The following is a 20,718-nucleotide window of genomic DNA, read 5'->3' as shown; positions in this document are numbered from 1 at the left end:
CAGCCATGTCCGACATACGCGCGCCCGAGCGCGGGCGCCCGCAGCGCCGGACGGTGTCCGAGCCGCCCGGCGGCGCCGACCGCGCGGTGCTCGCCCCGAAAGCCTCGTTCACCCCGTGGGACCCGCCCTCGCCGGACGTCCTGCACTGGACCGGCGCCGGGGACCGCGCCCCGGTCGAGCTGCTGCGCGAGGCCCTCGCCGACGGCCCGGTCGGCGGCCCCTGGGACAGCGGCTTCCCCGCCTACGTGTGGCACCGGGACGGCGACGACGTCCACGAGTTCCGGCTCACCGGCCGGCTGACCGGCCAGTACACCGGCTACCCCCTGCACCCCAGCGAGTGGCCGGAGGGCCTCGGATGAGCACGCTCCCCGACGTCGCGTTCACCTGGAAGTGGCACGAGCCCTCGACCGTCCCGGCCGACGAACTCACCGCCACCTGGGCCGACCTGGAGATCACCGTCGGCTCGGAGACCCCCCTGACCACCGTCGAGGACCCGGTCGCCGGCACCGTCCGCCCGTACACCACCGGCTCGCTCTACCCGCTCGCCGAGTGGATCGCCTTCCACTGGTGGTCGCTGCAGGCCGACGCCCGGCCCGGCACCCAGATCTCCCAGCTGCGCTTCGCCTACCGCAACGGCGTCGGCGACCAGCGCGGATCCTGGTGGGTCCGCTCGCGCCGGCACACCCTGCGGGCGGCGGGCGGCGGCTTCCGCTGGCCGGACGCGATGATCGTGCCCGAGGGCCGGCAGACCCGGATCGTCTGGATGCCCGACGGCGTCCCGGCCCGGCGCCCCGGCCCGCGGCACGTGGCCCGCGGCAACGCGGTGGTCGGCTCCGAGGCGCTCGCCGCGGCGCTGCGCGGCTTCGTCGACGCGGTCGTCGCCCGGCTCGCCGACTGGGGCATCACCGGCACCCCGCTGCAGCGGGAGTGGGCCGAACTCGGCGCCACCGACCCGGCGGAGGAGGCGTTCTGCCGGGCCGCCGCGCGGCTCGGGCTCGACCCGTACACCGAGGCGGGGCCGTACGCGGCGGACATCGTCCGGACCGTGCGGGAACTGCCCGAGCCGATGGCCACGGACTTCCTCAACGGGGTCGCCCCGCAGCGGGTCGCCGACCGGCTGCGGTGGGTCGAGCGGGCCCGCGAGGTGGCCGGCCAGGGCGGCCAGGCCCACCCCGCGATCACCGAGCTGCGCGAGCTGAGCGCGGACATCCGGGCCACCTTCCAGGCGCCGGACCGGCTCGACAACGCCTGGCACCTGGGCTACGAACTGGCCCGCAGGGTCCGGGCCTGGGCCGGGACGGCGGACACCGAGCGGTTCGAGACCGACACCCTGCTCACCCACCACGTCGAGCCGGTGCCGTACGTCGACCGCGGCCTGGTCGGCTACGGGACCCGCACCGGGGCGGGCGGTCCGGTGCTGGTCTCCAACCGGACGTTCACCGAGCGGCCGCGGCGCTTCCTGGAGGCCCGCGCGCTGTGCCACTTCCTGTTCGAGCACGGGCCGGAGTTCCTGATCGCCGCCGCGCACACCCACCGCCAGCACATCGCCCGGGGCTTCGCGCTGGAGCTCCTGGCCCCCGCGCGGGGCGTCGCCGAGCGGCTCGGCGACCCGCGCGCACTGGTCACCGCCGAGGACGTCGAGCAGATCGCCGAGGACTACGGGGCCGGCACCATCGTGGTGGAACACCAGCTGGACAACCAGCTGCTCGCCCAGGACTTCCGGTGGGAGCCGATCGTTCCGACGGTGTTCCGGCCCGTCCGCTACCCGAAGGGTGCCGGCCGATGAGCGCCGCCGACCTGCCGGCCGCCGAGGCCTTCCCGTACCCGGCCGGGCCCGGCGGCACCGTCCCGCCGCAGTACGCCCGGCTGCTGGTCGAGGACCCGGTCTCCCGGGTGCGGCTCGCCGACGGCGAGCACGTCTGGCTGGTCACCCGGGACGCCGACGTGCGGACCGTGCTGACCGACCCGGTGTTCAGCCGCTACCAGGCGGCCGTGCTCCCCGGCAGCGGCTTCGGCCGCGGCCAGGGCGCCGGCATCGTCGACCTCGACCCGCCCCGGCACACCGCGCTGCGCGCGCCGGTCGTGGCGGGCTTCGCCCCCGAGCGGGTCGCCCGGTGGAGCCCGCGGATCACCGCGATCGCCGACGAGCTGCTCGCCGCACTGGCCGGCGCCACCGCGCCGGTCGACCTGGTGGCCGACTACACGGCGCCCTTCGCCGGCCGGGTGATCTGCGAACTCCTCGGCTTCGACGGCGCGTCGTGGCCGCGGATCACCGGCGACATCGAGGCGCTGCTGCTGGCCGGCGGCGCCGAGGACGAGCGCACCGAGGCCTGCCGGGCGCGCCTGGGGGAGGCCTTCGCCGACCTGCTCGCCGCCCGCCGGGAGCGGCCCGCCGACGACGTCGCCACCGTCCTGCTCGGGCTGGACGAACCGGCCTCGGGCGGGCAGCACCTGACGGACGAGCAGCGCACCACCCTGCTGCACGGCCTGGTGATCTCCGGCTTCATCGGGGTCCGCGACCTGCTGGCCCGGCACCTCTTCGCGGTGCTGGCCGAGCCCAAGCACCGGGAGCGGCTGGCGGCCGAGCCCGAGCTGGTGCCGCGCGCGGTCGCCGAGCTGCTGCGGTACTACCCGTCGAGCAACGACGGGCTGCTGCGGCTCGCGACGAGGGACGTCGAGCTGTCCGGGGTCCGGGTGCCGGCCGGCGCGGCGGTGCTGCCGCTGGTCTCGGCGGCCTGCCGCGACCCGTGGACCGTCGACCGGCCGGACACCCTGGACCTCGACCGCGACCCGGTGCCGAACCCGGCCTTCGGCGCGGGGCCGCACCGCTGCCCGGCACTGGACCTCGCGGTGGTCCAGCTGACCACCGGGATCGGCCGGCTGCTCGCCCACCACCCGGACGTGACGCTGGCCGTACCGGCCGGGGAGGTGCGGCACACCGCCGACCTGCTGCCGCTGGGCGTGGCGGCCCTGCCGGTCCGGCTGGGCGCCGGGGCCTGACCCGGGCCGGCGGCGTCCGGACCGGCAAGCGCGACCGAGAACGGCCCACGGAGACCGGGAGGACGGCGATGGGCGAGCACTACCCGCGGTACGTGGACGGCCGGCCCGCGCCGGCCCTGGACGGGGCGACCTTCCGGTCCTTCGAACCGGCCACCCGGCGGCACCTGGCCGACATCCCGCGCTGCGGACCCGAGGACGTCACGGAGGCCGTGGCGGCCGCCCGCCGGGCCTTCGACCGCGGGCCGTGGCCGCGCACCTCGCCCCGCGAGCGGGCCGCCGTGCTGCACCGGGTGGCGGACCGGCTGGCCGCCGAGGCGCAGCGGCTCGCCGAGCTGGAGGTCCGGGACAACGGCACCACCCTGCGCAAGGCGCTCGGCGCGGACGTGCCGGGCGCGGCCGCCGCGTTCCGCTGGAGCGCCTGGTGGGCCGAGCGGCTGCCCGAGCGGCTGCACCGCGCGCCGGCCGTGCCGGGCGGGTCCGCGGCGCGGCACCTGCGCTGGCACCCGCTCGGCGTGGTCGCCGTCGTGGTGCCGTGGAACCTGCCGTTGCTGCTGGCCGCCTGGCGGATCGCCCCGGCGATCGCGGCGGGCAACACCTGCGTGGTCAAGCCGGCCTCGTTCACCTCGGTGACCACCCTCGAACTGGTCCGGCTGCTGCACGCGTGCGGGCTGCCGCCGGGCGTGGTCAACGTGGTCACCGGGCCCGGCGGCACCACCGGGGAGAGCCTGGTGCGGGCGCCCGGCGTCGACCTGGTCTCCTTCACCGGCTCGGACGCGGTCGGCGAGAGCGTACGGCGCGGGGCGGGCGCGGCCACCCGGCTGGACCTCGGCGGCAAGTCGCCCAACGTGGTGCTCGCCGACGCCGACCTGGAGCGCGCGGCGGCCGGCGTCGCCTGGGGCGTCTTCCTGCACAACGGCCAGGTCTGCATGGCCGGTTCGCGCGCCGTGGTGCACGCCGCGGTGCACGACGAGTTCGTCGAACGGGTCCGGGCGAAGGCGCTCGCGCTGCGCCTCGGCGACCCGCTGGACCCGGCGACCGACCTGGGCCCGCTGGTCTCCCGCAACCAGGCCCGCACCGCGCTGCGGTTCACCGGGCTCGGGGTCGCCGAGGGCGCCCGGCTGGTGTGCGGGGGCACCGCCCCCGGGCCGGGCGAGCTGCCCGAGGGGCTCGACCCGCAGGCGTACGTCCGGCCGACCGTGCTGACCGGGGTCGAACCGGACGCCACGGTGGCCCAGGAGGAGGTCTTCGGCCCGGTCCTCTCGGTGATCCGGGCCGAGGACGACGCCGCGGCGGTGCGGATCGCCAACGGCTCCCGCTACGGGCTGAGCGCCGGCGTCTGGTCCGCCGATCCGCAGCGGGCGCGGGCCGTCGCCGAGGAGCTGACCGCCGGACAGGTGTGGATCAACGACTACCGGCTGGTCGACCTCGACCTGCCGCCGGACCGGGCCGTGACCGGTGACCTGGTCTGGGAGCGGCTGACCAACGAACTCGACGGCTACCGCCGCCGGCAGAGCATCACCGACGGCACCGGCCCGGCCGGGGCCACCGGCCTCGCACCCACCCCGTACCACCTGCTGGGGCTCTGAGCGCCCCGGCTCCCGACCCGCCGCCCCGCACCCGCCGCCCCGCTGGAGCCCCCGTGAAGATCGGCATCGCGTTCCCCAACACCATCCCCGGTGCCTCCGGGCGGCTCCAGTGGCAGTGGGCGGTCCGCGCCGAGGAGCGCGGCTTCTCGACCGTCGCCGCGACCCACCGGCTCCGCTACCCCGGCCACGAGCCGCTGCCGGTGCTCGCCGCGGCCGCGGCGGTCACCTCGCGGATCGGCCTGGCCACCAACATCCTGGTCGCCCCGCTGACCACCGCCGAGGTGCTCGCCAAGGAGGCGGCGACGCTCGCCTCGCTCTCCGGCGGCCGGTTCGTCCTCGGCCTCGGGCCGGGCGTGCGGTCCGACGACTTCACCGCGGCCGGCCGGGACTTCGGCGGCCGGGCCCGGGTCTTCGAGGAGCAGCTCGCCGAGCTCGCCCGGCTGCGCGGCAAGGACGGCGCCCCGGGCCTGCCCGGGCCGCTCCCGCCGGTCCTGGTGGGCGGGTTGAGCGAGCACGCGGTGCGCCGGGCGGCCCGCTGGGGGGACGGCTGGACGGCGCCCGGCCTCGATCCGGCGCTGGTGGCCCCGACCGTCCGGCGGGTGCACGAGGAGTGGGCGGCGGCGGGCCGGGAGGGCCGGCCGCGGCTGGTCGCGCTGTCCCGGTTCTGGCTCGGGGAGGACGTCGCCGAGGAGGCGGCCGGCTTCGTCCGGGACTACTTCGGGGTGCTCGGCGACGAGGCGGAGTCCTTCGTCGCCCGGACGCCGCGTTCGCCCGGGCAGATCCGCGAACAGATCGCCGAACTGGCCGCCGCCGGATTCGACGAAGTCGTCTTCCACCCCACCGCCGCCCACCTCTCCCAGGTCGACCGGCTGGCCGACGCCGTCCTTTCCTGAATTGCCCGCGACGAATCCGCCCGCATGTGTTCCGAGGTGAAATCGAGGCCATGAACGCGACCCTGACGGGAAACCAGAGCCAGGCCGTGCAGGATCTCCGGGAATTCGGTTACTGCCTCCTGGAGAATCCGCTGCCGCCCGCCGAGTTCGAGCGGCTCCGCGACCGCCTGCTGGAGGTCGCGGAACAGGAGCGGAAGGACGGCACCGCCTTCCTGTACGACGGGGGGAACCAGCGCGTCTTCAGCCTCCTCAACAAGGGCGAGGAGTTCGAGCGCAGCGTGCGCCACCCGGCGGTGCTGGAGCTCATGGAGGAGGTGCTGGGGTTCAACTTCCTGCTCTCCAGCACCCACGCCAACATCGCCGGCCCCGGCGGCACCGCGATGAACGTGCACGCCGACCAGACCTTCGCCCGGCCGCCCTGGCCGCCGTACGCGCTGGTCGCCAACAGCATGTGGATGCTCGACGACTTCACCGAGTCCAACGGCGCGACCCGGCTCGTCCCGGGCACCCATCTGCTGGGCCGGCAGCCGGACTACGCGCGCGGCGAGGGCGACGTCGAGACCGTCCCGGTCTGCGCCCCGGCCGGCAGTGTGATGATCTTCGACGGCCGGCTCTGGCACCAGACCGGCGCCAACACCACCGACCGGCCCCGGCACGGCATCCTCAACTACTACTGCCGGGGCTACGTCCGCCAGCAGCAGAACTTCCACCTGGGGCTCAGCCCGGAGGTGGTCGGGCGCAGCACGCCCGCCATGAAGCGGCTGCTCGGCTTCGAGAACTACTTCTCGCTCGGCCTCGCGGACGGTCTGGAATGAGCACGGCCGCCGGGGACGACCCGGCCCGCTTCCTCCAGGCCCCGCCGGAGCGGCCGGTGCTGCGGCTGGTGCTGGCGGACCCGGCGGGTGCCGCCGAGGGGCCGCTGACGGCGGCGCTGGGGCCGGAGCTGGCGGTCGAGCCGGCCGGCCCGGACCCGGCCGCGGCGGGCGCCGGGCGGTGGCCGGGACTGCCCTGGGCGCTGCTCGCGGTGGCGGCCCCGGGACCGGGCGGCGCGGCCGGGCTGGCGGACGCCGTCCGCGCGGTGCGGGCCGCCGCCGGGGCGGGCCGCGCGCCGGCCGCGCTGGTGCTCTGCCCGGCGCCGGACACCGCCCCGCCCGCGGCGGCCGACCTCGCCGCCGGGCCGCTGCCCTGCCCGGTCGTGGTGCTGGTGCGCGGCGGCGCGGGGGCGGGCGCCGGGGCGGCGGCCTGGCGGCGGACGGCGCCGGAGGCCTTCACGCTCCGGCTGCTGGGACCGGACGGCTGGTCCGGGCCGGCCGAGGCCGCCGAGACGGCCCGGACGGTCAAGGAGGAGCTGCACGTCTGGCCCGCCTGAGCGGCGGCGCGCGACGGGCGACGGCCCGGGCGGGCGGCGGACCCATCGGTCCGCCGCCCGCCCGGGCCGTCAGCCGGTGAGGGCGCCGTAGAGGTCCAGCGGGCTGGCGCGGCGCAGGTTGAGGTCGGGCGGCAGGTCCAGCCCCAGCTCCTCCTCCAGCACGATGGCCAGCTCGATCAGCCGGGTCGAGTCCACCAGCAGCTGGGTGCCCAGCGGCACCTCCGGGTCCAGCTCGACCCCCTCCACCCCGAGCCCGGCCACCAGGGCCGAGAGGAACTCCGGGAGGCTGTAGGGGCTCGGCGTCGCGTCACCCATGGTCGGGGCGTCCTCTCGTTCGCTTCGGCGGGCCGTCGCGGACCGGCCGGCCCGCCCCGGGGCGCGCAGCGGCAGGTCCTGGACGTAGGGCAGGCCGAGCCGCAGGGCGGTCTCGGCCTTGGCCAGTTCGCCGCCGAGGTATCCCGCGTGGGACGGCTCGGCGACGACGCCGGCGGACAGCAGGCCCAGCAGCATCGACTCGGCGCGGACGCCGGTCATCTCGTGCCGGGGCGTCAGGTCGTTGTCGTAGTGCCGCAGGACGATCCGGTGGGCGGCCCGGTCCAGGCCGATGACCACGAAGCCGTCCAGCGACCGGCTGATGCCCACCCGGCGCCCGCCCGGGCGCAGCCGGCGGAACACCGGACGCCGGCCCTCCTCCCCGCCCGCCGCCGCACCGGACCACCCCGGGCTCCCGGGACGGTCCGGTGCGGCGGCGGTCCGGGCGGACAGCTCGGCGACCACCCGGCGCAGCACCGCCGGATCGCACTCGCCGCGGGCGTCGACCAGCTCGACCCGGGCGCGCACCTGCTCCACCTCCCGCAGCGCCACCGTGCGCAGCACCGGCAGGTAGCCGGCCGCGCCGCGGATCCGGCGCCGCTCGGCGTCGAGCCCCTCGCGGAACAGCGCGACCAGGCTCTGCCCGGCCAGGAACCGCGGCGAGTCCCGTCCGCAGACGACCAGGCCGCGGATCGAGGGCCGGTGCGCGATGGTGCGCACCAGCTGCTCGATGCCGAGGTTGGCGGTCATCAGCGTCCCGGCGATGGCGACGTCCGGCAGCGCCGAGAGCGGTTCCAGGAGCTCCCGGCTGCTGAGGCTGCACACCGCGATCCGGCCGGTGGCGCCGGGATCACCAGGTGGCACCGCTGCCCTCGCCGCTGTAGCTGCGCGGCAGCCCGCCCGGGCCGAAGTTCGGCAGGGTGGAGCTGATCTCCATGACCCGGGCGCCGAGCCGGGTGAGCCGCTTGCCGACCCGCAGCTGCTCGGAGCGGAGCTGGTCGAGGCGGGCGCGGAAGTACTCCTCGACCTCCACGACCTGGCGGTCCTGCTTGTCCAGGTCCAGGGAGTCGTTCATCACGGCCTCCAGGTTGGACATGAAGAAGGTGTAGTTGAACTGGCCCATCTCCTGGCGGACCGCGTGCACGGTGGCCTTGAAGCCCTCCATCACCTCGTCGACGCCGGGCAGCTTGCCGAACCGCCGGTGCAGCCGGGAGATGAAGGTCTGCATCACCACGTTGTAGGTCTCGAACTCGAAGACCGCCGACTGGTCGGTGATGACGCCGTTCCGGTGGTAGTCGTCGTTGTTGTAGAGCCGGGCGAAGTGCTTGGCCAGCTTGCCGACCCGCTCGTCGGCGAAGTCGTAGCCGTACGGGTCGAGGGTCTCGTGGTAGGTGTCCCAGAGCAGGCCCTCGCCCTCGATCCGGCGGACGATCGCGGTGCCCGGGTAGATCTCCAGCCGCTCGGTCATCCGGCGCAGGTTGTGCCCGGCGTTGTCGCGCAGGAACTTCGCGTTGGCGACCAGGGTGTCGACGGTGGCGTAGGGGTGGAACGGGATGAAGCCCATCGCCAGGTAGATGCCGTGCTCGCGGAGCATCCGGATGATGGTGACGTTGTCCTCGACGGTCGCCCGCTTCTCCCAGAGCAGCAGCTCCTCGGCGGTGCCGGCCTCGATGCCGACGTTGACCTTCTCCAGCCCGGAGGCGGTGAGCAGGTCGAGCAGGGCGTGGTCCTCGGGGGTGTCGCGCCAGTTCTCGGCGCGCATGCAGACGTTGTAGTAGATGTCGAGATCGCGGTCGAGCAGGCCCTGGGCGATGGCCGCGGCCCGCTTCTTGCCGACCCGCCCGCCGTCCGGGTCCTCGAAGGTGGAGTCGACGAAGTCGATGGTGCGGAACTGGTGGCGCTCGACGATCTGCGCCACCTCCTCGACGATCTGCTCCGGTCCGCGCCCGCGCCAGGCCTTGCCGGCCTGCACCCGGTTCTTGAGGTGCGGGGCCGAGCAGAAGGCGCAGTTGGCGACGCAGCCGCGGCTGGTGCTGACCCGGACGTACTCCAGCTTGTCGCCGTGCTGGCTGAGCTGGTCGCGGGCCGGGAAGGGCAGCACCTCCAGGTCGTGGATGAGCGGCCGGGCCGGGTTCTGGTGGAGCCCGCCGTCGGCGTCCCGGTAGCAGACGCCGGGGCAGTCGGTGAGCGGTTCGGCGAGGTAGAGCCGCTGGACCAGGTCGAGGATGGTGGGCTCGCCCTCGCCGACGGCGACCACGTCGGTGTAGGGGTTGTTGCGCAGCACGTCGAGCCCGGCGAAGGTGCCGGCCGGCCCGCCGCAGGCGATCGGGACGTCCGGCAGGGCCTGCCGGATCTCCTGGCAGAGGCTGACGCAGCTGGTCAGGTTGAGGCTCATCAGGGTGAAGCAGACCAGGTCGGGCCGGTACTCGCGCAGGTGCTCGACGACGGCGGCGTGGGGGTCCGCGCCGTGCTCGACCTCGCGGATCTCGGCGGTGAATCCGACGCTGCGCAGCACGCTGGTCATGTAGGCGACCCCGAGGTGCTCGGGGGACATCACGAGGTCGCCGTCGAGCAGGATCAGGAAGCTGACCCGGAAGCGCCCCGGGTCGGTGATCCTCGGGTCGAGGGCGATGGTGAACTCGCCGGGCTTCCGGCGCGTCGGTGCGGGGCTGATGTCGATGTCGACGGGCTGAGGCATCGGGAGCTCCTGGTCAGGCCGCGGTGCCGGCGGTGGTCCGGTCGCCGCGGATCCGGCTGTCGACGTACTCGGCGAGCAGGTCCAGGTCGTCGATCAGCTTGATCGACAGGTCCTCGTCGGCGATCTCGACGCCGAACTCGCTCTCCACCCAGATGAGGAACTCGATGGTGTTGATGGAGTCGAGCCCCAGCGCCTCCACGAGCCCGCGGTCGGGGATGTCCGCGGGGGCGATGGACAGCTCCAGCGAGTCGACGAGCACCTTGCGCAGCCGGGCCTTGGTGTCCTGCGTGTCCTGCATGACGCTCATTCCTCCGTCGGTGTGGTGGCCGGTCGCTCAGAGGTAACCCATCTCGCGGAGCCGGCTGCTGGTGTAGTCGTCCTCCTCCTCGGCGGCGCGATCGGCCGCGTCGGAGGGCTGTGCCGTGGCGGTGCGGGCCGTCAGCCGGGGATCGGGCCGGGGGACGGGCACGTCCTCGGTGAAGACCTCGGTGCGCGGGCGGCCGTCGACGTCGTCGGGCCAGGCGGCGCCCAGGTCGGTGAGCAGGGTGGGCAGGGTGTCGGCGAGCGGGACGGTCCCGGCGAGCCGGCCGGGGCGGGTGCGCGGCGAGCGGTGCGCCCAGATGCCCTCGTGCCGGTGGAGGCCGGTCTGGGCGCTGGGCTGCCAGAGGTCGCCGGTGAGGTCGCTGACGGGCAGCACGGACTCGTCGGCGGGCAGGAGGAGCAGGTCGGGGGCGCGTCCGCGCAGCGGGCCGGGGTAGGCCTCGGCGCTGGGCAGGACGGCCCGGAACACCGGGTCGCCGGTGGGGCCCTTGAGGCCCTCGAACAGCCCGGCCACCTCGGCGCTCACCCGGTCCCGGTCGCGCGGGGCGACGGTGCCCCGCAGCTGCCGGGCCCGGAGGTTGAGGTTGAGGCCGTAACTTCCGGGGACGGGCATGTAGACGGCGGTGCGGGCGAAGTCGATCCGGCGGCCGCCGGAGGCGAACCAGCTCGCGGCGCCGTCGGCGGGCGCCTCGCCCGGCTCGGTGGCGAGCAGGCCGGCCTCCTCCAGGATCCGGTGGACGGCGAGGCCGTACCGGCCCTGGCCGAGGCCGTGGTCGGAGACCACGGTGACCGCGGTGTCCTCGTCGACGAGGGCGAGCAGTTCGCCGACGGCGGTGTCGATCGCCCGGTAGACCCGGGTGTTGGCGAGTTCCCAGCCGCTGCCGGCCGGGGCGGGCTCGTGCCGGGGGTGGGTTTGGTCCTCGAAGTGCCAGTAGTGGTGGCCGACCCGGTCGGCCTCGGTCAGCACGACCATCACCACGTCGGCGGGCCGGGTGGTCATCAGGTGGCGCACCGAGCGGACCCGGGCCTCGACATTGTGCTCGGCCTGCTCCAGGTAGCCCATGTCACCGCGGAACATGGTGGCCAGGTCGGACTGGAAGTGGGCCTTGGCGGCGGCGAGTTCGCGCAGCAGCGAGTCCGGCCGGCAGTGCCGCAGGGTCCGCTCCAGCGGCCAGCTGATCTGGTAGCCGGGCAGGTCGGCGGGCGGGTGCGACATGGGGATGTTGATCAGGCCCAGGGTGTACTCCTGGGCGGCCAGCCAGTCCCAGGCCGAGGAGCGGCCGAGGTCGCCGGCCTGGGTGACCCGGGCCCGGTAGTCGGGCGCCTGGGTGTCGTAGAACTGGTAGATGCCGTGCTTGCCGGGCCGGCCCGCCGTCACGAAGGTGCTCCAGCCCGGCGCGGTGTGCGCGGGCCAGGTGGTGGTGGTCCGGGCGACGGCGGAGGAGCGGAGCAGTCCCGCCAGGTTCGGGAGCAGGCCCCGCGCGATCAGCGGGTCGATGACGTCGAAGGTTCCCCCGTCGATACCGATGACGAGGGCACGGGGCGTGGGTGGCACAGGGTTTGCCTCCAGAGTGGACAGCACCTGCGTTCCGGGTCCGGGACGTCGCGTCGCCCGGGGATCCTCCGGAGGGAGTGCGGTGGTGGGGGGCCGGTCTCCACCGGCGCACGGCGTGCGCCGGTCACCGGCGGTCCAGGGCCGACCGTAACACTACGCATTTCGCGGAGATATTGGTACACGGCAGGATGGCCGAATTCCGGCGATCTTTCTCCGCCCCGGTCCGGGTAATTGATCGTCCGTCATCCCGGATGTTACCGCGGGGCGCGGAATCGTGATCAACGGGCCGGTCGATCCCGGAAGATCTTTTCCGGTGGGCGGTGCTTTTCCGAAAAGTACGGGGTGATTCCGCTCGCCCGGTTGACTTCGCGGGCCCGCCGTTAGAGCCTCGGGGCGTGCCGTTCGCCGGGGAATGACGCGCCGACGGCTGTTCCCCGCGCATCTTCACGCACTGATCCCCCCGTATTCCGGCAGTGCGCCCGTTCGCGTGCCCGGTGTCCGCCCCGTGTCTCCCGGCGGCCGCCGTGCGACGGGCCGCGCCGGTCGCCCCGTACGTGGAAGGCCGACCCGATGCACCCACGCACGCGTTCCGTACCGGCCGGACCGGCGGCCGTGGTCGTCCCCACCCGGGGCGACCACGAGCGGCTGCGGGTGACGCTCGCCTGCCTGGCCGCGCAGACCGGCGCCCCCGGCCACCAGGTGGTCGTGGTCGACGACAACGACCCGGCGGGGCCGGGCGCCGAGGGCCTCGCCGGACTGCTCGGCGAGGCCCGGGACTGGCTGCCGCTGCATGTGGTGCCCGGCCCCGGCCGGGGCCGGGCGGCGGCCCGCAACGCGGGGGCCGCCGCCGCGGAGGGGGCGGACTGGCTGGTGTTCCTGGACGCCGACGTGATCGTCGGCCCGGGCTTCCTCGCGGCCTACGCCGAGGCCGTCGCGCCCGGCTGCTTCCTGCACGGGCGGATGCGTGAACTGCCCACCGCGGTGAGGCTGCTGGGCGAGGTGGCGGACGCCCCGCCGACGGCGGTGCGCGAGCTCGCCGCCGGGCTCGCCGACCCCGCCGCGCCGCCGGACCGCAATCCGCGCCGGCGCACCGTGGCCAACGCGCTGGAGCGGGCCGTCGAGGCGATGGCGGCCGGCACGGTGCCGGACGTCGCCCCGTGGCTGGGCCTGATCGGCGCCAACTCCGCCGTTCCGTGGGAGCTGTGGCGGGAGTCCGGCGGGTTCGACGAGGAGTTCGGCCGGGTCTGGGGCTGCGAGGACCTCGAACTCGGTCTGCGGCTGCACGATCTGGGTGCCCGCCGCCGGCTGGTGCCGGAGGCCTTCGGGGTGCACCTCAGCCACGCCCGGCCGGACCGCTGGGAGCAGCACGACCGCAACCTCGCGCGCTTCGCCGAACTGCACCCCCGGCCCTCGGTCCGGGCGCTGACCGCCCTGCTCGGCCCCGAGGGCAGTCCCGAGCGGTACGCCGAGGCCGTCCTCGCCGTGACGGCGGGTGCGCCGTGAGCGGCGCACCGCCCGGGCACCTGGTCGTCTCGCCGCACCCCGACGACGCGGTCTGGTCGCTCGGCGGCCGGATCGCCCGCTGGACGGCCGCCGGCCTCCCGGTCACCGTCGTCACCGTCTTCGACGGAGCCGACGCGGCCGACGCGGCCGAGGGAGCGGACGGGCAGGACGGGCCGGACGGGCCGGACGGGCCGGACGGCTGGCGGCGGATCGCCGAACCCGCCGTCCGCCGCCGCGAGGACCGCGCCGCCCTGGCCGCCCTCGGCGTCACCCGGGTCTCCCTCGCCCTGCCCGACGCCGCCCTGCGCACCACCGCCGGGCGCCCGCGCTACCGCGCCGTCCCCCGGCTGTTCGGCCGCCCCCACCCCGACGACGCGGCGCTGCCGGCCGCGGTCGCCGGGGCCCTGCGCCCCTGGTGCCCGCCCGGCACCCGGTTGCACGCCCCGCTCGCCGCCGGCCGGCACGTGGACCACGCCCTGGTCCGCGCCGCCGTGGAAGAACTGGCCGCCCCCGGCACGGCCTGGTACGAGGACTTCCCCTACCCGTTGCGCCAGCGCGACCACGCGGGCCTGGTGGCCCGCTGCGACCCGCTCACCCCCGCCGACCTCGACCGGTGGCTGGCGGGCGCCGAGCACTACGCCGGCCAGGCCGTCGCGTTGTTCGGCGGGCCCGGCCCGCTGCGCGACGCGCTGCTGGCCCGGGCCCGGGCCCACGGCGCCGCCGCCGGGCACCCGTACGCCGACCGCCACTGGCTGCGGCCCGGCCCGCCCGGCTGACCCGCCCGATCGGACCACCGCGCCCGTCACGCCGACCGCCCGCGAAAGGACCGAGACCCCCATGCCGTCCACGCCGCTGCCCCTGATCGGAAACGACCTCGTCATCAACGAGGACTCCTGCAACCTGAGCTGCACCTACTGCCTGACCGGCCAGAGCAACCTCAAGGAGGGCCACTCCCTCAAGCTCATCTTCGACCCGCCCAAGCGCGACGACTACTCGCCGACCACCGACCTCGGCCGGCGCATCAACACCGTCGCCGGCCGGCTGCACGGCCGTTTCGACCTGCCGCTGCTCAAGGTGACCGGCGGTGAGATCTTCCTGGTCCGCGGCGTCATGGACTTCCTGGAGGAGCAGTCCGCCCAGTACGAGGTGCTGGTCGTCCAGACCAACGGCGTGCTGGTCAACGACGAGCAGCTGGCCCGGCTGCGCTCGTTCGGCAACGTCGTCCTGCAGATCTCCCTGGACAGCCACCTCTACCAGGGCAACAGCTACCGGGTGCAGTCCGAGTCGCTGCACACCAAGGTGGTCCGCACCATCGCCCGGATCCTGGAGTCCGGCCTGCCGGTGGAGATCTACGGCGTCCTCAACGACCGCAGCGTCACCGAGCTGAGTGAGTTCGCCGGCTGGCTCTCCGGCTTCGAGAACCAGCCGACCTTCTTCCCGTTCCCGGTCCGCGGGCCCGACTCCGAGACCTTCAAGGTGCGGCCCGACCAGATCGGCCACATCGAGGAACTCGTGCGCCGCTACGACGAGTTCGCCGGCATCCTGCCGCCGCGCCCGTACTTCGACCGGCTGCTGAGCTTCTACCACGAGGGCCGCCGGACCTTCCGCTGCCACCTGCCCCGGCTGGTGGTCTCCACCTTCAGCGACGGGGTGGTCACCCCCTGCCCGAACATCTGGTTCTCCGACATGGGCAACGTGCTCTCCGACGAGGCCGAGACGGTCCTCGACAAGCTCGGCTCCAGCGGCCTCTACCAGGCCCTGCTCGCGCCGAAGCCCCGGCTGAGCGCCTGCCACGGCTGCTTCACCCCCTGGGACACCCTCTCGATGTACTTCGAGGACGAGATCACCCTCGACGAGCTGTGCGCCGCGCCCACCTACGCGCCGCCCCGGATCCGCGGCATGATCGAGCGGGCCAAGGCCGATTACCTGGCGGGCGCCGATGTCTGACCGGGCCGGGCCCGGCCCGCAGACGCTGCTCGGCGCCGTCGGCCGGCTCGACCCCGACCGGGAGGTGCTGCCGGGCCTGACCGCCGGCGGCCTCCTGGCCGGGGCCCGGGCAGCGGCCGACGCGCTCGCCGCCGAGGGCGTCGAGGGCGAGGCCGTGGTGCTCCGTCAGCCCAACGGCAGCGGCTGGGTGGTGGACCTGCTGGCGCTGCTCGCGGCCGGCGCCCGCCCGCTGCCGGTCGCCCCGGACACCCCCGACGCCGAGGTCGCCCGGCTGCTGGCGGCCGCCGGCGGCGGGCGGCTACTGGAGCCCGGCACCGGGAAGCTGCTCGGCACCCCCGGCCGCAAGGCCGCCGACGGGCCGGCCGTGCTGCTGCCCACCTCGGGCTCCACCGGCGCGCCCAAGCTGGTCCGGCGCCCCGAGGCGAGCTGGCTCTCCGAGGCCCGCCGCTACCGTGACGGCGTCGGCCTGACCGGGCGCGACGTCCTGCTGCTGCCGGTCCCGCTCTCGCACGCCTACGCGCTCGGCTGGCTCTGCGGCGGACTGCTCACCGGCGCCTCGCTGCGCCCGGTGCCGCCCACCGCGCTCGGCGAGGCGGGCCGCGAACTGGCCGCCGGCGCCACCGTCCTGGCCCTGGTGCCCGCCACCGCCCGGCTGCTCGCCACCCGCCGGCGGCTGAAGGCCCGCCGGGCCGCCCCCGACGAGCCGCCGCCCGCCCCGGCGCTGCGGATCGCCATGGTCGGCGCCGGACCGGTCGACGCCGCCCTGGACACGCTGTTCCAGGAGGCCTACGGGATCGGCCTGGCCCGCAACTACGGCTCCACCGAACTCGGCGCCGTGCTCGCCGGACCGGCCGGCCTCGCCCCGCTGAGCGTCGGCTCCCCGCTGCCCGGGGTCACCGCCCGCCTGGTCGACCGCGCCACCGGCGCCGACGCCGGGGACGGGCCCGGCCTGCTGCGGATCCGCACCGAGGCGCTGCCCGACTGGCACGACACCGGGGACCTCGCGCTCTCCCACGAGGGCACGCTGCGCATCCTCGGCCGCGAGGGCACCGCCGTGCGGCGCGGCGGACGCTGGGTCGCCCCGCTGGAGATCGAGGCGGTGCTGCGCGGCCACGAGGGCGTGCGGGAGGTCCGGGTCGGCGCCCGGCGCCGCGCCCACGAGGGCGAGGACGGCATCGTCGCCGAGGTGGTGGTCGCCTCCGGCGGCCCGGACGAGAAGGAACTGCGCTCCTACGCCGAGCGCCACCTGGCCCCGTACAAGGTCCCGGACAGCTTCGTGCTGCGCGCGGCCCTGCCGCGCACCGCCGCCGGGAAGGCCGCCGCCGCGCCCCGCTACCGGCTCACCCCGCGCGCGCTCGCCGCGGCCCGCGCCTACAAGGCCGCCGAACTGCTCTTCGCCCTGCACCGGCTGGGCCTGCTGGACGCGCTCGCCGACGGGGTCCGGCTCGCCGAGCTGAGCGCCGCGGCGGACTGCGACCCGCGCGCCCTGGAGCTGCTGCTGGACACCGCGACCGCGCTCGGCCTGCTCGATGCCACGACCGACGCCGCGGCCGGGGACGGCTCCGCGAACGCGGCGGGGCCGCGCGTCCCGGCCGCCGAGCTGACCGCCTTCGTCGAGCTGGAGGAACTCCTCTCCCGCGACCTGGTGACCCGCGAGGCGCTGGTCGCCGCGGCCCGCACCGGGCTCGCCGGGCGCGCCTTCGAGTCCCGGCCCGCCGACGACCCCGGGCACGCCGCGCTGGTCCGCGCCTACCAGGGAGCCATGAGCGGCCCGGCCGCCCGCGCCCGCACCGCCCTGGGCCTGCGGCTGCTGCGTCCGCGCCCCGGCGCCCGGCTGGTGGAGGTCACCGCAGGCCCCGGCCGCTACCTGGAGCGCCTGCTGGCCGCCGACCCGGCCGCCACCGGCCACCTCTGGCAGGCCGGCCGGCTGGCCGGCCCGCCCGCCCCGGCGGTGCGGGCGGCCGTCGAGCAGGGCCGGGCCACCCTGGGACCGCGCCCGCCGCGCGGCGGGGCCGACCTGGTCGTGGTGGCCAACGCCGTGCACGACCCGGCATCCGGCGCGCGCCTCGGCGAGCTGCTGGAACTCCTGCGCCCCGGAGGGCGGCTGCTGGTGGACGACGTCTTCCTGCCGCCCGCCGCCCGGTCCGCCCCGTCCGCCGCGGGCCCCGCGCCGGACCTCGCCGGGGGCGCCGAACTCGCCCTGGACTGGCTGACCCACGGCGGCACCGACTGGCCCACCCTCGACGCGCTCGCCGCGGGGCTGGCGGAGGCGGGCGCCGACATCGTCCGCCGACTGCCCATCGAGGGCACCCCCTGTCAACTCGTCATCGCGAAGGAGGCCGACTGATGGGCGAAACTTCCGCACGCATCGCGGACAGCATGGGACAGCACGGCCGGGTGGTCGTGGTCTCCGGAGCCTCCGGGGACATCGGGCGGGTCTGCGCCCGCCACCTCGCCGCCCTCGGCGCCACCGTCATCGCCGGCTACCACCGCGGCGAGGAACGGATGCAGAAGCTCGCCGCCGAGGTCGCCGCGGCCGGCGGCACGCTCGTCCCGGTCCAGGCCGACCTGGCCGCCCCGGACGGGCCCGGCAGGCTGGCCGGCGCCGCGCTCGAGCGCTTCGGCCGGATCGACGGCCTGGTCGCCGCGGCCGGGCTGCGCACCCGCCGGCTCGCGATGGCCACCGACGCCGCCGCGCTGGACACCCTGCTCCAGGTCAACCTGGCCGGCTCGGTGAACCTCGCCAAGGCCTGCCTGCGGCCGATGATGCGCGCCAAGTACGGCCGCATCGTGCTGTTCGGCTCGCGGGCCGGCACCAGCGGCCTGCCCGGCCACAGCGCCTACGCCGCCACCAAGGGCGCCCTCCAGCCGTGGGCGGCCTCGCTGGCCGGCGAGGTCGGCAAGCACGGCATCACCGTCAACGTGGTGGCGCCGGGCGCGATCCGGGCCGAGGTCATGGACTTCTCGCCGGAGGAGCGCGACCTCGTCCTCCAGTTCATCGGCGCCGGGCGGCTCGGCGAGCCCGAGGAGGTCGCCGCCGCGGTCGCCTTCCTGCTCTCCCCGGGCGCCTCCTACGTCAGCGGCAACACCCTCGTGGTGGACGGAGGTGCGCGCTTTTGAGCACCGCACCCCGCAGCCGCCCGCCGGCGCCGCTGCGCACCGCCGTCCTGGGCGCCGGCTGGGTGGCCCGCGAGGTCTGGGCGCCGCTGCTGGCGGAGCACCCGGACTTCGAGCTGGCGGCGGTGGTGGACGCCGACCCGGCGGCCGCCCGCGCCCTCGCGCCGCCCGGCGGCGCGGTCCGGGTCGCGGCCCGCGCGGAGGATCTCGCGGACGTCCCGCTGGACGCCGCCGTCGTCGCGCTGCCCAACCACCTGCACGTCCCGGCCGCCGGGGCGCTGCTGCGGCGCGGGGTGCCGGTGTTCGTCGAGAAGCCGGTCTGCCGGACCGGCGCCGAGGCCCGCGAGCTGGGCACCGCCGCCGCCCTGGGCGCGGGGGTGCACGCCTGGAGCGCCGCCCGCCACCGCGCCGACGTCCGGGCGCTGGCGGCCCTGCTGCCGGAACTCGGCGAGCTGCGCGCGCTCGGCCTCAACTGGACCAGGGCGGCGGGCATCCCGCAGCGCGACGGCTGGTTCACCGACCGCCGGCTGGCGGGCGGGGGAGCCCTGCTCGACCTCGGCTGGCACCTCCTGGACGTCGGACTCGACCTGCTCGGCTGGCCCGCCGTCACCCGGGTCCTGGGCACGCTGTCCGGCGACTGGCTGGGCCGCGCGGAGGGCGCCGCCGACTGGAGCGCCCGCGCCGCCGGCCCCGCCGGGGACGCGTCCGGCCCGCCCGCCGAACGCGTCGAGGACACCGCCCGGGGCCTGCTGCTCACCGCCACCGGGGTGGCGGTGAGCCTGGAGTCCCGCTGGGCCTCGCACCAGCCGCTGGACAGCACCGTGATCACCGTCGAGGGCACCGAGGGCGTCGCCGTGCTGCGCGGCACCTTCGGCTTCAGCCCGCACCGCCTGGCCCGCTCCTCGCTCACCGTGCTGCGGCGCGGCCGGGAGGAGGACGTCCCGCTGCCCGAGGAGCCGGTCGGCGCCGAGTACCGGCGCCAGGTCGACGAGCTCGCCCGGCGGCTCGGCCGGGCCCGGGGCGGCCCCGGCGGCGCCGCAGGCGCGGGCGACTCGCTCGCCGAGATCACCGTCCTCGCCTCCTGCGTCGACCTGTTCTACGCGGCGGCCGACCGCCCCGCCACCTCCGTCCCGGCCCCCGCCGCCACCCCCGAACCTCTCAGGAGCCGCTGATGAAAACCGCCTACTTCTCCCACGTCTGGGGCCGCGAGAACCTCACCGTCCGGGCCCGCTACGACGAGCTGTGGCAGGAGGTCGAGGCCGCCGACCGGCTCGGCTTCGACTACGCCTTCTCGGTCGAGCACCACTGCACGCCCCGGGAGAGCTGGATGTCCTCCCCGGTGGCCTTCGCCACCGGCGCCGCGCTGCGCACCGAGCGGATCCGGGTCGGGCCGATGGGCTGGGTGCCGCCGCTGCACCACCCGCTGCACATCGTCGAGGAGGTCGCCACCTGCGACCAACTGCTCGGCGGCCGGCTGGAGGTGGGCCTGGCCTCCGGGGTCAGCGACGAGCCGTTCCGGCCGTTCGGGGCCGACTTCGCCAACCGCAAGGTCCTCAACCGCGAGTGCGCCGACCTGCTGCGCACCGCCCTCGCGGCGGACGGGCCGTTCGACTTCGACGGGCCGGTCCACCAACTGCGCGACGTCGAGCTGTCGTTCGGCTCGGTGCAGCGCCCGCACCCGCCGCTGTGGATCCCCACCGGGGACCGGTCCATCCTGCGCTACCTGGCCTCGATCGGCGGCCACACCGCCTCGACGATGATCGTGCCGCGGGCGGCGACGGCCACCGTCTACCGGCACTTCGTCGACTGGTGGCGGGAGGCCGGCTGGTCGGGGGAGCCGAACATCGGCTACTGGAGCCTGGTGCACGTCGCCGAGACCGACGCCGAGGCGGAGGCCCGGGCCGAGGCGCAGGTCCACGACGCGCTGGTGAACACCCTGCGCTACGGCTCGGTGCAGCGCTCCGGCACCCCGGCCGCGCCGGCCAGCAGGCTCAGCACCGCCGACATCCTGGCCGGGTGCCACGACTTCAAGTTCCTGCTGGACCACAACCTGGTGTTCGTCGGCTCCCCGGCCACGGTCGCGGACCGGATCGAGGCCGCCGCCCGGGAGGGCTGCTTCAACACGCTGTTCGGGGAGTTCGTCTTCGGCGACATCGTGGGCCCCGAGGCGATCCGCTCGATGGAGCTGTACGCCGAGGGCGTGCTGCCCCGGCTGGCCGGCTTCTCGCCGTTCGCCCCGGCGGAGACGGCCTCCGAGGCCCCCGAGGCCCCCGAGGACGGCGTCGAGGGCGTGCTCCGCGAGCTGGAGCGGACGGCGGTCCCGGCGACCCCGTACAGCGCGGACGAGCAGAACGAGGTCGCCGCGCGCCTCGAAGCCCTCGGCTACATCGACTGACCTTCCATCGACCCGGAGGAAC

18 protein-coding genes are annotated in these 20,718 nt (G+C 75.9%); 14 read left to right on the top strand and 4 right to left on the bottom strand.

Annotated elements, in window-relative coordinates:
- Nucleotides 1–5: 5 nt before the first annotated feature.
- The 7 genes from ACFCLZ_RS12605 to ACFCLZ_RS12575 all read left to right on the top strand — a co-directional run bounded on the left by ACFCLZ_RS12605 (nt 6) and on the right by ACFCLZ_RS12575 (nt 6,848).
- Nucleotides 6–359, top strand: coding sequence for a hypothetical protein (locus ACFCLZ_RS12605; RefSeq protein WP_380284991.1), 354 nt, complete (start codon nt 6–8; stop codon nt 357–359).
- Nucleotides 356–1,786 carry a hypothetical protein gene (locus ACFCLZ_RS12600; RefSeq protein ID WP_380284990.1) on the top strand — a complete coding sequence of 477 codons (1,431 nt, stop codon included), beginning with the start codon at nt 356–358 and terminating at the stop codon, nt 1,784–1,786. The genes ACFCLZ_RS12605 and ACFCLZ_RS12600 overlap by 4 nt, the downstream gene beginning before the upstream one ends.
- A complete protein-coding gene (locus ACFCLZ_RS12595; RefSeq protein ID WP_380284989.1) occupies nt 1,783–3,000 on the top strand; it encodes a cytochrome P450 in 1,218 nt (405 codons plus the stop codon). Before ACFCLZ_RS12600 ends, ACFCLZ_RS12595 begins: the two co-directional genes overlap by 4 nt.
- Nucleotides 3,001–3,068: 68 nt before the next feature.
- Complete coding sequence (locus tag ACFCLZ_RS12590; protein WP_380284988.1) at nt 3,069–4,586, top strand: aldehyde dehydrogenase family protein; 1,518 nt, start codon at nt 3,069–3,071, stop codon at nt 4,584–4,586.
- 53 nt (nt 4,587–4,639) lie between these two features.
- Complete coding sequence (locus ACFCLZ_RS12585) at nt 4,640–5,479, top strand: LLM class flavin-dependent oxidoreductase (RefSeq protein WP_380284987.1); 840 nt, start codon at nt 4,640–4,642, stop codon at nt 5,477–5,479.
- Between the two features lie 50 nt (nt 5,480–5,529).
- Nucleotides 5,530–6,294, top strand: coding sequence for a phytanoyl-CoA dioxygenase family protein (locus ACFCLZ_RS12580; RefSeq protein ID WP_380284986.1), 765 nt, complete (start codon nt 5,530–5,532; stop codon nt 6,292–6,294).
- Complete coding sequence (locus ACFCLZ_RS12575; protein ID WP_380284985.1) at nt 6,291–6,848, top strand: hypothetical protein; 558 nt, start codon at nt 6,291–6,293, stop codon at nt 6,846–6,848. Before ACFCLZ_RS12580 ends, ACFCLZ_RS12575 begins: the two co-directional genes overlap by 4 nt.
- Nucleotides 6,849–6,917: 69 nt before the next feature.
- On the opposite strand, the gene ACFCLZ_RS12570 is transcribed toward ACFCLZ_RS12575, so the two are convergent.
- The 4 genes from ACFCLZ_RS12570 to ACFCLZ_RS12555 are packed head-to-tail and all read right to left on the bottom strand — an operon-like array spanning nt 6,918 to nt 11,734.
- On the bottom strand, nt 6,918–8,024 hold the full coding sequence (locus ACFCLZ_RS12570; protein ID WP_380284984.1) for a hypothetical protein: 1,107 nt from the start codon (nt 8,022–8,024) through the stop codon (nt 6,918–6,920).
- A complete protein-coding gene (locus ACFCLZ_RS12565; RefSeq protein ID WP_380284983.1) occupies nt 8,011–9,858 on the bottom strand; it encodes a B12-binding domain-containing radical SAM protein in 1,848 nt (615 codons plus the stop codon). Before ACFCLZ_RS12565 ends, ACFCLZ_RS12570 begins: the two co-directional genes overlap by 14 nt.
- Nucleotides 9,859–9,871: 13 nt before the next feature.
- A complete protein-coding gene (locus ACFCLZ_RS12560; RefSeq protein ID WP_380284982.1) occupies nt 9,872–10,156 on the bottom strand; it encodes a phosphopantetheine-binding protein in 285 nt (94 codons plus the stop codon).
- Nucleotides 10,157–10,192: 36 nt separating this feature from the next.
- On the bottom strand, nt 10,193–11,734 hold the full coding sequence (locus ACFCLZ_RS12555; RefSeq protein WP_380284981.1) for an alkaline phosphatase family protein: 1,542 nt from the start codon (nt 11,732–11,734) through the stop codon (nt 10,193–10,195).
- Between the two features lie 570 nt (nt 11,735–12,304).
- Here ACFCLZ_RS12555 and ACFCLZ_RS12550 point away from each other — a divergent pair.
- The 7 genes from ACFCLZ_RS12550 (at nt 12,305) to ACFCLZ_RS12520 (ending at nt 20,696) form a co-directional block, all read left to right on the top strand.
- Nucleotides 12,305–13,237, top strand: coding sequence for a glycosyltransferase family 2 protein (locus ACFCLZ_RS12550; protein ID WP_380284980.1), 933 nt, complete (start codon nt 12,305–12,307; stop codon nt 13,235–13,237).
- Nucleotides 13,234–14,013 carry a PIG-L deacetylase family protein gene (locus tag ACFCLZ_RS12545; protein WP_380284979.1) on the top strand — a complete coding sequence of 260 codons (780 nt, stop codon included), beginning with the start codon at nt 13,234–13,236 and terminating at the stop codon, nt 14,011–14,013. The genes ACFCLZ_RS12550 and ACFCLZ_RS12545 overlap by 4 nt, the downstream gene beginning before the upstream one ends.
- Nucleotides 14,014–14,074: 61 nt before the next feature.
- Nucleotides 14,075–15,184 (top strand): radical SAM protein, encoded by a 1,110-nt coding sequence (locus ACFCLZ_RS12540; protein ID WP_380284978.1) that lies wholly within the window; start codon nt 14,075–14,077, stop codon nt 15,182–15,184.
- The gene (locus ACFCLZ_RS12535) at nt 15,177–17,531 is read left to right on the top strand and encodes an AMP-binding protein (RefSeq protein WP_380284977.1); all 2,355 of its coding nucleotides are present in this window, start codon (nt 15,177–15,179) and stop codon (nt 17,529–17,531) included. Before ACFCLZ_RS12540 ends, ACFCLZ_RS12535 begins: the two co-directional genes overlap by 8 nt.
- On the top strand, nt 17,531–18,304 hold the full coding sequence (locus ACFCLZ_RS12530; protein ID WP_380284976.1) for an SDR family NAD(P)-dependent oxidoreductase: 774 nt from the start codon (nt 17,531–17,533) through the stop codon (nt 18,302–18,304). Before ACFCLZ_RS12535 ends, ACFCLZ_RS12530 begins: the two co-directional genes overlap by 1 nt.
- Entirely contained in the window at nt 18,301–19,473 is a 1,173-nt protein-coding gene (locus tag ACFCLZ_RS12525; RefSeq protein WP_380284975.1) for a Gfo/Idh/MocA family protein, read from the top strand. Before ACFCLZ_RS12530 ends, ACFCLZ_RS12525 begins: the two co-directional genes overlap by 4 nt.
- The gene (locus ACFCLZ_RS12520) at nt 19,473–20,696 is read left to right on the top strand and encodes an LLM class flavin-dependent oxidoreductase (protein ID WP_380284974.1); all 1,224 of its coding nucleotides are present in this window, start codon (nt 19,473–19,475) and stop codon (nt 20,694–20,696) included. The genes ACFCLZ_RS12525 and ACFCLZ_RS12520 overlap by 1 nt, the downstream gene beginning before the upstream one ends.
- Nucleotides 20,697–20,718: the final 22 nt, after the last annotated feature.

Source organism: Kitasatospora purpeofusca, from assembly GCF_042691725.1.
GTDB lineage: Bacteria > Actinomycetota > Actinomycetes > Streptomycetales > Streptomycetaceae > Kitasatospora > Kitasatospora purpeofusca_B.
The sequence above is the reverse complement of the archived record's forward strand: the minus strand, read 5'-3'. Positions and strand labels throughout refer to the sequence as shown.

Bases quoted from the DNA above. Each gene is read 5' to 3' on its own strand.
- ACFCLZ_RS12595 (WP_380284989.1), top strand. From the start codon at position 1,783: ATGAGCGCCGCCGACCTGCCGGCCGCCGAGGCCTTCCCGTACCCGGCC.
- ACFCLZ_RS12600 (WP_380284990.1), top strand. From the start codon at position 356: ATGAGCACGCTCCCCGACGTCGCGTTCACCTGGAAGTGGCACGAGCCC.
- ACFCLZ_RS12540 (WP_380284978.1), top strand. From the start codon at position 14,075: ATGCCGTCCACGCCGCTGCCCCTGATCGGAAACGACCTCGTCATCAAC.
- ACFCLZ_RS12605 (WP_380284991.1), top strand. From the start codon at position 6: ATGTCCGACATACGCGCGCCCGAGCGCGGGCGCCCGCAGCGCCGGACG.
- ACFCLZ_RS12590 (WP_380284988.1), top strand. From the start codon at position 3,069: ATGGGCGAGCACTACCCGCGGTACGTGGACGGCCGGCCCGCGCCGGCC.
- ACFCLZ_RS12535 (WP_380284977.1), top strand. From the start codon at position 15,177: ATGTCTGACCGGGCCGGGCCCGGCCCGCAGACGCTGCTCGGCGCCGTC.
- ACFCLZ_RS12520 (WP_380284974.1), top strand. From the start codon at position 19,473: ATGAAAACCGCCTACTTCTCCCACGTCTGGGGCCGCGAGAACCTCACC.
- ACFCLZ_RS12530 (WP_380284976.1), top strand. From the start codon at position 17,531: ATGGGCGAAACTTCCGCACGCATCGCGGACAGCATGGGACAGCACGGC.
- ACFCLZ_RS12565 (WP_380284983.1), bottom strand. From the start codon at position 9,858: ATGCCTCAGCCCGTCGACATCGACATCAGCCCCGCACCGACGCGCCGG.
- ACFCLZ_RS12550 (WP_380284980.1), top strand. From the start codon at position 12,305: ATGCACCCACGCACGCGTTCCGTACCGGCCGGACCGGCGGCCGTGGTC.
- ACFCLZ_RS12560 (WP_380284982.1), bottom strand. From the start codon at position 10,156: ATGCAGGACACGCAGGACACCAAGGCCCGGCTGCGCAAGGTGCTCGTC.
- ACFCLZ_RS12580 (WP_380284986.1), top strand. From the start codon at position 5,530: ATGAACGCGACCCTGACGGGAAACCAGAGCCAGGCCGTGCAGGATCTC.
- ACFCLZ_RS12575 (WP_380284985.1), top strand. From the start codon at position 6,291: ATGAGCACGGCCGCCGGGGACGACCCGGCCCGCTTCCTCCAGGCCCCG.